The 12,309-nt window shown below is 46.8% G+C and carries 10 protein-coding genes; all 10 read right to left on the bottom strand.

Going from position 1 to position 12,309, the window contains the following annotated elements:
• Positions 1 to 59: 59 nt before the first annotated feature.
• Positions 60 to 2,084, bottom strand: a complete 2,025-nt coding sequence (locus tag BLO31_RS02975; RefSeq protein WP_070962818.1) for a flagellar hook-length control protein FliK — start codon at positions 2,082 to 2,084, stop codon at positions 60 to 62.
• Positions 2,085 to 2,195: 111 nt separating this feature from the next.
• Positions 2,196 to 2,636, bottom strand: a complete 441-nt coding sequence (fliJ, locus tag BLO31_RS02970; RefSeq protein ID WP_070962817.1) for a flagellar export protein FliJ — start codon at positions 2,634 to 2,636, stop codon at positions 2,196 to 2,198.
• A gap of 6 nt (positions 2,637 to 2,642) precedes the next feature.
• The gene (gene fliI / locus BLO31_RS02965; protein WP_070962816.1) at positions 2,643 to 3,965 is read right to left on the bottom strand and encodes a flagellar protein export ATPase FliI; all 1,323 of its coding nucleotides are present in this window, start codon (positions 3,963 to 3,965) and stop codon (positions 2,643 to 2,645) included.
• Positions 3,965 to 4,768, bottom strand: a complete 804-nt coding sequence (fliH, locus tag BLO31_RS02960) for a flagellar assembly protein FliH (protein WP_070962815.1) — start codon at positions 4,766 to 4,768, stop codon at positions 3,965 to 3,967. Before fliH ends, fliI begins: the two co-directional genes overlap by 1 nt.
• Positions 4,769 to 4,810: 42 nt before the next feature.
• The gene (gene fliG, locus BLO31_RS02955) at positions 4,811 to 5,866 is read right to left on the bottom strand and encodes a flagellar motor switch protein FliG (protein ID WP_070962814.1); all 1,056 of its coding nucleotides are present in this window, start codon (positions 5,864 to 5,866) and stop codon (positions 4,811 to 4,813) included.
• Positions 5,859 to 7,613: a flagellar basal-body MS-ring/collar protein FliF gene (gene fliF, locus BLO31_RS02950; protein WP_070962813.1), complete on the bottom strand. Its 1,755-nt coding sequence runs from the start codon at positions 7,611 to 7,613 to the stop codon at positions 5,859 to 5,861. Before fliF ends, fliG begins: the two co-directional genes overlap by 8 nt.
• Before the next feature lie 14 nt (positions 7,614 to 7,627).
• Complete coding sequence (gene fliE, locus BLO31_RS02945; protein WP_070962812.1) at positions 7,628 to 7,939, bottom strand: flagellar hook-basal body complex protein FliE; 312 nt, start codon at positions 7,937 to 7,939, stop codon at positions 7,628 to 7,630.
• A gap of 164 nt (positions 7,940 to 8,103) precedes the next feature.
• Complete coding sequence (locus BLO31_RS02940; protein WP_070962811.1) at positions 8,104 to 9,519, bottom strand: sigma-54-dependent transcriptional regulator; 1,416 nt, start codon at positions 9,517 to 9,519, stop codon at positions 8,104 to 8,106.
• 2 nt (positions 9,520 to 9,521) lie between these two features.
• Positions 9,522 to 10,580, bottom strand: coding sequence for a sensor histidine kinase (locus BLO31_RS02935; protein ID WP_070962810.1), 1,059 nt, complete (start codon positions 10,578 to 10,580; stop codon positions 9,522 to 9,524).
• 109 nt (positions 10,581 to 10,689) lie between these two features.
• Positions 10,690 to 12,156 carry a sigma-54 dependent transcriptional regulator gene (locus BLO31_RS02930; RefSeq protein ID WP_070962809.1) on the bottom strand — a complete coding sequence of 489 codons (1,467 nt, stop codon included), beginning with the start codon at positions 12,154 to 12,156 and terminating at the stop codon, positions 10,690 to 10,692.
• Between the last annotated feature and the right edge of the window lie 153 nt (positions 12,157 to 12,309).

Here is a 12,309-nt window from a genome sequence, read left to right as displayed (position 1 = left end):
TGTCAGAATTTCAATAAATTCTTATTGAAACCGCACCTTAGGTCACTTTGCTATACAGTTTAAGCGTAATAACTGATTCCATCACGCTTTGTCGCAACATTCAAATCAAGTTTGACGTCCGCTTCAAGGTTTTCTTCATTCCCTGCGGTCTGATTGCCTATCCCCTGACCACTTTTGCCTTGTTCATCACCCGCGTATCGGTTTTGCTGTTGGCCTTGCGCCTGCTGCTGAACTGAAGTGTCTCCAAGTTGAACACCTTGCTGAGACAACATTTCTCGAAGCCTTGGCATAGATTGTTCAATCACATCCCTCGCTTGCTGGTTTGCAACCGTAAAGTGAACCGTCGCGTTGTCACCACCGATGTTCATACGGATCTGCATACGGCCTAGCTCTGGTGGGTCAAGTCGAATATCTATATTTTTGAGATTTTTAGACATCATCATTTGAACGCGTTCGGCTAACTGTTCACCAGCAATATCACTTCGCGTCATTTGCAAAGGAGTTTGGGCTATAGCTTGTTCAACTCGTCCTTGAACACTATTCTGAGCCGTTTGACCGGTAACTTGGGAAAGCTGCTGGGCAAAATTTGCTTCCGCGGCTGATTGCACACCGCTCGATTTATTCTCGGCGCTGGTCATTTTTCCTAGGCCGGCTGCTGCCTTCATACCCATTGCGGCTTGAAGCATCGCTTTTTCACTAGCGGCAGTAGAAGCGGGATTAAAAGCAGGCATCGCCTGTGCCACCGAGAAATCATTCATTTGAGCGATCATAGGGTTAGCCTTGTCAGCAACTGGCATCCCTTGTGCCATCAAACTCGCTTGCTGAGAAGACGCTACCGCCTGCTGTACGGATTGAGCAACGGGGGCTTGCGGTATCTTTTGTTTTCCTTCAGCCACCAAAAGTTCTGGGTCTTGCTCAACGTCACCATTTGACCACGGGATCGCTGCTGCAACCACACCTGCCGCTGCCACTCCCGCCGCAGTGCCTGAAGCAGCCACTGAACTTGCAACACCTGCTTCAGTTGCGCTCTGAGCTATCGCAGGAGTTGCCACTGCCGCTCCTACCGCTTGAACAACCGGAGTGTCACTTTCATCGACTGGTGCTTTGATTTCTGAGTCCGTTGATTTTTCAGTTACCAGCGCAGCCTGTTCAGCATCGGAAGCTTCTATAGATTGGGCTTTGACTTGAGTAGAATCGCCTTGCACCACCTTTTGCTCACCAACTGCTTCGCCTTCGGGTAGCGCATCTTGATTAGACGCTACAACTGCCGCAGAAGCTCCCGCAGCCCCGCCTGCCAACGCCGCTTTAGTATCCTTGGACTCACCCTCAGAAGCGGCTTGCTCGGCCAATTTAGGTGTTTTTGCCTCTTCTTTTTGTACAAAAGGTTTAGCCGCATCCGGAACTTCGACCTCTTTACTGACAGCTTTAGTCGCGACTTTTTCACTTTCTACTAAAGGTTGCTCTCCACCTTCAACTTTGGCTACTTTGGCTACCTTGGCTACATCTTCTTCACTCAGTGCTTGTTGAGTCGAAGTTTTTGCATTTGCAGCCACAGCCTCTTCACCATCTTTAGACTTCGGCGTCTGGTCTCCGGTGAGCTTTTCTTGCTCCTGAGGCAACGCATTGCCGTCTTTTGGCTGGAGCGCTTTGCTAGATTCGTTTAATCGACCGAGTAGTTCTTCGTTTTCTGAAATCAGTTTTTTCGCATCATCTGGTTCTCCATCTTCAGAACCTTTTGCTTTGACGGCGGGATTATCACCGTCTGTTGTCGCTACTTTCACTTCGTCGCCGGTGTCATCTGTGCTGACAACTTCACCTTCTTCAGACACTTCTCCGTCACCGACTTTGAGCAGTGCGTCTGTGCTCTCTGCACTGACTTTTACCGCCTCACCCTCGCTATCAGCTTCCGTACTACCTTGCGCTTTCTCAGGCGAGGATTCACCTTTAATAAGCGCGGCTAGCTTAGCAAAAAAACCACCCGATTCTTCTGCTTCGCTAATTTCATTACCCTCTGGAATAACCTCACTACCTGAGACCGAGGCTACTTTGCTGCTTTCATTGGACGGAGATAAATTAATGTTCATACAGGCGTCACTCATTTAGGCAGGTGGCAAGCATTCACCACATGTTGTTTGATAAAGTTGTTGTTAACCTAATGTGCAAAAAGTGCGCCAAGTATAATTAAGGAAAGGAGGTTAGATGGGTTTACGACGACTAAACTGAATAGTGGATAGCTCATCAAGCTCTTTTTGCTCACGCGCATCAGCCAGTTTCTGTTTTTCAGTGCGCTTTTTTTCCATTAGCCATTCATAAGAACGTCTCTGTTTTCGAATGTCGAGCCAGTGCTGTTCGCAGTTCTCCACTTGGTCCTTAAAATGGTCTTCTGCTTGCTTTTGCTTGGAAAGGGTTTCATCTAATGTAGTAAGAAATCGATTTAGGTGAGTATATTCGCTTGCAGTCAGTCCTGATTTTCCTCTTTCCACCAACTGATTGCAGTAATCTAACCGATACTGTTCAATCTGCTTTAGTTGCGTATAGTAATCTTCAAGCTCACTGCGCGCTTTGTTTAACGCCAATACTGCTTGGTGCTCCTGATCTTGTGACTGCTCTAATAAGAACTCTAAAGCGTTTTCCATAATCTACTAATCACTTTGCAGCATCTGGCCTAGCATGTTTACGCACATTTCATAGGGAACACTTTCTTTCATTCCTTGTTGCAAATACGCGTCTAGCTTAGGCTTAATTGTAAACGCCCCGTCAATGGCGGGGTCTGAGCCTGGCTTATAAGCACCGATTGAAACCAAGTCTTGATTTTTACGGCAGACAGAGAGTACTTGTCGTACCGCTTTTGACATCAACATATGCTCTTCACTAGTGATCTGTGGCATAACACGACTAACGGACTTCTCAACGTCAATAGCCGGATAGTGGCCCGCATCGGCAAGCTCACGGGAGAGCACCACATGACCATCCAATATTGCTCGGGAGGCATCAGCAATAGGATCTTGTAGATCATCACCTTCTGTTAGAACAGTAAAAAATGCCGTAATCGAGCCCTGATTTTCGTCGCCATTACCCGCTCGCTCAACAAGCGCTGGAAGCTTAGCAAATACGGAGGGTGGATAACCTTTAGTGGCAGGAGGTTCGCCTACAGATAGCGCTATTTCGCGTTGAGCCTGAGCAAAACGCGTTAGTGAGTCCATCAAAAGTAGTACGTCTAAACCTTGGTCTCTAAAATACTCCGCAATAGTTAACGCGGTTTGGCAACCTTTTAGACGCATCAAAGGAGACGAGTCAGCAGGTGCTGCTACCACCACGGAACGCTGTCTACCATCTACGCCCAATATCTCTTCGATAAATTCTTTAACTTCTCGACCACGCTCACCAATTAAGCCAACAACCACGACTTGAGCTGTCGTTCCTCGCGTCATCATTCCCAAGGTAACGGATTTACCCACACCAGAACCTGCAAATAAACCAATACGCTGTCCTTTACCCACCGTTAACATGCCATTGATCGCTTTAATACCCACATCTAAAGGCTCTGAAATGGGCTTTCGCGCAAGGGGGTTAATTGGCTCTGCGTTAAATGAGGCACGTTTTTCCGTATAGATAGGTCCAAGTCCATCAAGGGGGTTACCTACACCATCAATTACCCGTCCAAGCAGTTCCATACCAACTGGTAGGCCTGCTTCTCCAGTAATTGGAGTGACTTTGGCACCGGGAAGAATGCCGCTAATCTGCTCACTTGGCATCAAAAATAGGCTGTCGCCAGAAAAACCGACCACCTCGGCATCTATGGCGCCGTGCATAGTTTCGACCTTGCACTGGCTACCAACTGGTGCTCTGCAGCCTGTCGCTTCCAATGTCAGTCCTACCACGCGCACCAATCGGCCGGAAGCAACTGGCCGACAGGTTAGCCCTTGAGTTTTGTACTGTCCTAATCTCTGGGCCAGCTCTAACATTACTCGCCACCTTGATGTCGGTTAACACCACAAAAGCTCTGTAGAACGGTGCGAATGCGATCTTCTATGCGATAGTCGACCTTCGACTCTCCCGCTTCGATTTGAACATCTGCGCGGTTAAGCGCTGGTTCACCAACCAAGGTCCAGTTTCTAAACGAAAGTTGCTCATCACCGTAGGACGAGCGTATGATTTCTACGTCATCGGGGTGGAGTTTCAGGGTGATCTGGTGACCTGAGATCGGCAGAGCCTCTACCGACTCTTTAATCGTATCGAGAATGACTTGTGGATTGGTTTGCGCCTCGACGTGAATCACTTCTCTCGTTAAGGTCAGAACCATGTCTACTAACTGCTTTTCAACCTGAGCATTCATTAACTCTAAGGGTTGGGCAAACTGGTTGGCGAGGTTAATAAAGGTGTTTACCTGTTCTTGAATAAACTCTTGGCCCGCGGCAACACCTTCTAGCTTACCTGACTCCAAGCCTTCGGCATGACCTTCTTCAAGACCCTGTTGCTTACCTTTTTCATAACCTTGCTTAAAACCAGCTTCTTGGCCTTGTAGCATACCTTCTTGATAGGCCTGCTGCTTGATCAGCTCTATTTCTTCTTCCGTCAGCTCTTTAGGCGCTTCTTCCGTTTGCGTCTCTTCAAACGTCGGCATCCAACCCGGATCGTAGTTAAGCGCCGTTTCTTTCGCTTGCTGATTGGTTTCATCGGTATAATCTGGCAGCCCCCAGCGCTGTGCATCTTCCACTGTCACTTCTTCACTGGGTCTTAAAAAGCCGCGTTTTCGTTCTGTCGTCATACCAATCTCAATCTTTACTGTTCTATTAAAATCAAGGTTTGATTACAAGAACTCGTCTGCACCACCAGACAACATGAGTTCTCCGTTGTCGGCCATTCGTCTTGCAATGGCAAGCACTTCTTTTTGCGCTGCTTCCACATCGGAAACCTTGATTGGAGGCATAGCTTCCAAATCGTCTTTCATCATCTCAGCTGCGCGTTTAGACATGTTCTTGAATATCTTATCTCGCAAGCCATCATCGGCACCTTTAAGCGCACGCTGCAAGACATCTTGTGGCACATCGCGAAGCAGCTTCTGAATACCTTGATCGTCCACTTCGATAAGGTTTTCGAATACGAACATAAGATCTTGGATCTGCGTCGCCATATCTTCGTCTTGATCTCGGATTTGCTCCATCAAGACGCCTTCGACGTTGTTGTCCATGTAGTTCATAATCTCCGCAGCCGCTTTCAGGCCACCAATCTTGGCTGCTTGTGCACCCGCCTGACCAGCAAACTGCTTCTCCATGATTTCGTTTAGCTCGGCTAGTGCCGAAGGCTGAACCTCTTCTAGGTTGGCAATTCGCATCATAAGGTCGAGGCGATCGCGCTCGGCAAACTGAGATAAAATTTCCGCAGACTGATCTGGCTCTAAGTAAGAGAGTACAATGGTTTGAATCTGAGGGTGCTCGTTGATTATGATACTGGCAACCTGACGTGGATCCATCCATTTCAGTGAATCCAAACCTTTGGAACCAGTACCCAATAGGATTTGGTCAACCAAGTTGTTCGCTTTGTCTTCACCAAGAGCCGCGACTAGGGCATTGCGCATAAAGTCTTCACTGCCCATACCAATATTGGTGTATTTCTGAATGTCTTCTAGAAAAGCACGGTGAACGGCACCCACTTTGTCTTGACTAAGATCTGCCGCTCGTGCCATTGCACTACCGACGCGCTGAACTTGCTTTGGTTCTAAGTGGCGAATGATGCCCGCGGCATCTTCCTCATTTAGACTGAGCAATAAGATAGCCGCTTTCTCTTCACCGGGAATCGCTGAAATATCGACGGTGGATTCAATAACCTCACCGCCCTCTTCTTTCGGTACAATATCGTTAGGCATCTTCCACCCAATTCTTCACTACTTGAGCTGCGAGTTCTGGTTCGTTCGCCACTAGGGCACGGACCGCCTTCAGCACGTCTTCATCTTTATGTAGATTTGGCAAGTCGATAGTGGAGCCAAACTCGAACAGCTCGCCGCCATCCATGTCTCCACCGATAAGACTTGTTTCTCCATCTACCCCAATAGGCAATCCATCTGGACCGTACAGTTGATCTTCGTCCTCATCCGTAGCTGGGTTGAGCAATTTCTTCATCGCAGGGCGAACCAGTACGAGGACAACGACAATAATGACTATGGCACTTGCAAACCAACGAATCCAATCGTTGAAGTTTGGATGCTCCCAAATGGGCACTTCCGCAATCTGTTCAACTTCTGGCTCAGCAAACTGCATGCTAAGTACATTGAGCAGATCACCTCTTAATTCATCAAAGCCAACCGCGCCGACCAATACTTGGCGGATTGAGTTTAGCTCCGCATCTGTTAAAGGTTGATAGGTCGTTTCCCCTGTTTCAGGATTTGTGATCGCTCGATTCTTAATGGCTACTGCAACGGTTTGTCTGTTAACCACGCCTGTTTGACGACGTTCATGACTGATCGTTGTATCAAGTTCGTAGTTACGAGTCGCTTCTTTGTGCACTGAACCTTGGCCCATCAAACTGCCGTCTTTCATTTGCGCCACATCTTGTGGAATAGAAGCATCGGCTGGAGGTTGATTACTCAACGCTCCCGGTACGCCAGCCACGACGTTACCGTTATTATAGTCTTCTAATGTGTACTCGCTTCGGGTTGACGGTGTATTGGGGTCAAAAGATTTACGGGTCTGCTCAACAGCACTGAAATCAAGCTGAATATCGACTTGAGCCGTGTAGTTACCAAAACCCAAAATAGGGATCAATACTGAGTCAATTTTGTCTCTAAGCGCTTGTTCTTGTTTGCGCTCCAGTTCGTGTTCTTTACGTCGTGCTGCTGACGCTGGATCTTGAGAACCTGAGCTCAACAAGCGACCGTGTTGATCCGTCACTGTAATTTTGCTCGGTTTCATTCCCGGAACAGCACTCGCCACCATGTCTACAACCGAATCCACTTCTTCTTGCTTAAGTGTAGTTCCAGTGCGAAGAGTTAAAAAGACGGATGCTGACGCTTCTTGGTTGTGGCGAACAAATACACTCTGCTTTGGAAGAGCGAGCAATACTCGTGCTTTGCGCACTTGCTTCATCTCTTCGATAGCTTTTGAAAGTTGACGTTCTCGGCTTAGCTTTAAACGCTCTTGTTCTAGACGCTGAGATACACCAAAACCCATGTCTTGAAGTAGGATTTCATCGCCAGCTTGACGCTCTTGGTTTAGCCCAGCCCGAACCATATTAAGTTTCAAACTGTTATAGTCGCTGGTTGGTACGTGGATGGTATTACCTTCCAGTTTATATTCTTGCTTTTGCTGATCTAGATAATCGAGAACGGGGATGAGTTCTTCGGTATCATAAGCACCTAATGGACGCATTTCGGGCTCTTTTACCCAAAAAAACAGCATCACGATTAGTGCCACACAGATTGAAATTGAGAGTACCAGTACCACTTGACGCAATAGGTCTAAATCGCCCACTGCAAAATCGAGTTTGCTACTGCTTTTCTCATCGATATCTGGATTCTGCGTATCTAGATCGACCTCTGGTGAAGAAGAAACAAGTGCTCCGCCATCAGTAGGAGTATCAGTTACTGCCAGATCGGTTGATTGATTTTGCTCTGCCACTGGAGTTACCTAAATTATACCGGCATGTTCATCAGTTCTTTGTACGCTTCTACAAGCTTGTTGCGCACCTGAATGGTTGCTTCAAAAGCAACGCTCGATTTGTTTCTTGCAATCATTACGTCGGAAAGTGAAACGTCTTGATCACCGCGGTCAAAGCGCATTTGGAGATCACTTGAGGTTTTTGACAAGCTGTTTACGTTGTTGATGGCTTTGCTGAGCATATCGCCAAAATCAGCACCAACTTTCTGGCCTGTCGCTGCAGGTTGGGAGTTTGTTGCTTCAAGCATCATCGCTTGCATCTCACCCTGAAATCCATCAACTCTCATCATAACCTCTGATGTCAACACTTTGACTTTTGCTATTTACGTATACTTAATGCTGCAAAGAGTATGCCATTTTAAGGCAACTATTTTTCCGATAAATATTGGATGCTATGCAAACAAAAAACGAGCAGATTATTCTACTCGCTTTTCTTATTCTTTTCAGTTTATTAACTAGGTATTTCTATACCAGCATCACGCATCTTAGCCAATTTATAGCGCAAAGTGCGTGGACTAATGCCTAGTTTCTCTGCCATCTCTTTCCGTCGCCCGTGACATTCCGCCATGGTCTCCAAAATTATGGCGTATTCTTGGTCTCTTAAATCACTACCCAACCCATTACCTGTTGCGCTGCCAATCACGCTTTTTGCGTCATTCACTTCAGCCAATGGTTTGACGGTTGGCTCTGCAACATCATTTGATTCAACCATCTTTTGTAGGCTCGATGCATCCTGCCAATCTAACCCTTCAAGAAGAATATGTTCACCGTCGATATGACCATTTTCACTCAGAATCAATGCTCTCTGAACCACATTGTCCAGCTCGCGAACGTTTCCGGGCCAGGTATAACTCATCAACTTGCTGAGTGCTGATTCACTGACTTTAGGAACAGGCAGGCCTAGTTTCTGACAATGCCTCTCTACAAGGTGCTGGGCCAGAGGCTGGATGTCACCTTTGCGCTCACATAGTGCTGGCCAAGCGATTGGGAATACATTGAGACGATAGTACAAATCTTCTCTGAACTCGCCTTCTTGTACATACTGTTTGAGATCTCGGTTACTGGTGGCAAGTACTCGTACGTCCAGCTTGATGCTTTTACGACTTCCTAAGCGTTCTACTTCTCTCTCTTGCAGAACTCGCAGTAACTTGGCCTGTAGATTGAGATCCATTTCACTGATCTCATCGAGTAGAATGGTCCCGCCTTGGGCTTGTTCAAATTTACCCGGACACGCCTGTACAGCTCCGGTAAATGCCCCTTTCTCGTAACCAAACAGAGTCGCTTCTAACATATTATCTGGGATTGCAGCACAGTTGATGGCGACAAATGGCCCGTCTTTGCGGTTTGATGCGTTGTGGATGTAACGAGACATCACTTCTTTACCTGAACCACTAGGGCCAAGCACCATTACATTGGCATCCGTTTTAGCCACTTTATCGGCCAAGGCTAGCAGCTTAAGGCTTTTTTCATCGGCGACCACAGCATCGCCGTTGTCATCTGATTTCACTGGTGCATAACGACTCACCATATTAAGCAAAACTTCCGGTGCAAATGGCTTTGCCATGTAATCTATTGCACCATCTTTCATGGCAGAAACTGCATCTTCAATGTTGGCGTAAGCGGTCATTAACAACACGGGAAGATTCGGCCAGTGCTGTTTGATGTTCCTCAGTAAGGCTAAACCGCCCATTCCCGCCATCTGAACGTCAGATACAACAATATCGACTTGGTTGGTTTTGAGCTTAACTAGAGCGTCTTCGGCGCTGTCCGCTTCCAGCCATTCATAACCAGCTAAAGCTAGCGTATCGACTAAGGCTTCGCGCAAACCTTCATCATCTTCAACTATTAAGACTTTGCTTTGAGCCATAACTAATCTCCAGTCATTTTATTTTGCTCGTCAGAGGCGTGTCGCTCCAACGGAATACACATGGTGAAACAGGCACCATCCCCCGGATTTGAAATCAATTCTAATTGCCCATCATGAGCTCGGCACACCATCTGAACGACCGCTAAACCAAGGCCAGTACCTTGTGAGCGAGTAGTAAAGAAGGGTTCCATAATTTTGCTTTGCAGTTCGGCTGGTACTCCTGGGCCACTGTCTTGTACCGATATTTTTAGTTGATCGTTTACTGGCCTAAAAAAGACGTCCAGTTGCGACTCTTTACCCGCAATCTGAATGGCATTCATAACTAGGTTACTCAAGGCTGATGCCAGTGCATTGGCATTGCCCATTAACTCGGTTTCAGCCCCTTCAACTTCTAAAAAGTAGTCGATGTTATTGCTTTTAATTGCGGTTTCCACCATAGGTGAAAACTCGGCAACCAGATCAGAGATCGCAAAGCGATTAATGACTTTGTTGTCGCCGCCTTTGGCAAAGAGCAGCATATCATTTACTTGCTTTTCGAGGTCGTACAACCTGTCCATTAACTTAGTTTGAAAGCGATCTCTTGTCGCTGGGGCAAGGTTAGGGGCAGCGAGGTTTGACGCGTACAACATCGCACTTGAAAGTGGCGTTCTTACTTGGTGTGCAAGTGAGGCAACCATTCTTCCCAACGAAGAGAGGCGTTGTAAATCGCTCACCCTTGATTGCAGTAGACGCGTCTCCGTTAAGTCAGTGATCAGTATCAACTGCCCTGTCGAAGACGCTGAAATGGCCAATCGCACTTTTCGACCATTTCTCAAGGAAATTTCGTGCCCGTCATCCTCACGAGGAGCAAATGCGGCCTGAATAATCGAAAACCATTTTTCACCAACCAACGAGAGCTCCAATAGACGTTGCGCCTCTGGGTTGGCTTCGATCACCGTCCCCTGAGTATCAAGCAAGATCACGCCTGCAGGCATCACATCCAACACCTGTTGATATCTCTCTACTTGCTGCTCAAGCGAACCTAGCTGGCTCTCTTGGTTTTCGTTTTTTGTTGCCTGCATGTCGTTATTCTGCCAATAAAACTACAAAAGTCTGTCATACAAAATGCATGCCAGACTTTTTTGTTTATTTTTCAACAATTTATGTGCAGGTCAGTTTTTTGACAGCCTATTAACGCTGTAAGTTGTACTTGCGCATCTTCTCGACCAGTGTGGTTCGCCGCATGCCCAACATATCTGCAGCTCTCGCTACCACTCCATCTTGAGCTTCAAGCGCTTGGTTGATCATGTTGACTTCCAATTCTGCCAGCAACTCTTTGAGATTCACGCCTTCTGGAGGCAAAGACTGTGGTGAATTACTGTGCTCAGTAAAAGGTTCTGCTTCTTCAAAACTAAAGCTGTCAGAGAAAATATCCTGTAGTGCATCTCGCTCCAACTCTTCCACTGATGCTTGATCGTGAAATTCAGGATGAAATTCAGGAATATCCGTATAGCGATACTTAGTCGGCAGGTGATTTACATCAACTAAGCTGTTGGGATAAAGAATGATCATGCGCTCTACTAGGTTTGCTAGTTCGCGTACATTACCCGGCCAACCGTGCTCCATCAAAGAGTTGATTGACCTTGGTGTGAAGGCGATAGGTTGCGCACCTTCCGACTCCATACGGGTCATTAACTCTTGCAGCAATAGGGGAATGTCTTCTTTGCGATCTTTTAACGCCGGCATTTCAATCGGGAAAACATTCAAGCGGTAGTACAAATCTTCGCGAAAAGACTCGTCTGTTATCATGTTTTCTAAGTTGCGGTGCGTCGCCGCAATCACGCGGACGTCCACTTTAATCGTGCTGTTGCCACCAACGCGTTCAAAACAGCGCTCTTGAAGTACACGCAATAGCTTAACTTGCATCGGCATTGGCATATCGCCAATTTCATCTAAAAATAGTGTGCCGCCTTGAGCGAGTTCAAATCGACCTTTTCTAGAAGTAATCGCTCCGGTAAACGCCCCTTTTTCGTGTCCAAAAAGCTCGCTTTCCAAAAGATCTGGTGGGATTGCACCACAGTTAATGGGTACAAAAGGGCCGTTGCGACGCGCAGAGTGATAGTGGATATTTCTCGCGACAACTTCTTTACCGGTGCCGGACTCACCTAATATCAATACGTTTGCTTCTGTTGTGGAAACTTGTTCGATCAAGTGACGAACTTCTTTGATACCAAGACTCTGACCCACTAAGCTGCGGAAAAGGGTATTCTTTCGAGAGGTCGCACCGAGGTTAACCCCCTTTTTACCGAGAAAATCTTTACAGTGGCGAAGGGCTTCACTCAATTGAGGATAATTGAGTGGATACTCTAATTCTCCCACATAGTTAGGGAGCTCTTCGACTGGATACTGGTGTTTACCAGCGATCAGGAGAGGTACATGATTTGCACTGGCCAGCTTTTCTCTTAGTTCTGGCGTGAACTTGTCGCCGTCTAATGAACCTACGATACAACCAGCCCATACTCCAGCCCAATCAATTCCTTTGATTTGAGCAGAAGAAACGGCCTCACACTGTTCCCCAACAAATTCCAATATGTTGCTTAGATTGGTGCGCGCATTCACGTCATCTTCAATCACAAGCAGTTTTGCTAAACCTTGCATAGGTGAGATTGATTGCCTTTTTTGAAACGTTGCTGTCGATAAATATCCATACTTGTCCAAACCTAACTATAGGCTTCGCTCAGCGGATAGACAATTTATAAATATCAACAACAAAAGAAGCCACTCGGCGTTTAGTGGCTTCTATTCTATTTG

It is taken from the genome of Vibrio sonorensis (assembly GCF_001854765.1).
Taxonomy (GTDB): Bacteria; Pseudomonadota; Gammaproteobacteria; order Enterobacterales; family Vibrionaceae; genus Vibrio; species Vibrio sonorensis.
This window is presented reverse-complemented; position numbering and strand designations above follow the sequence as displayed.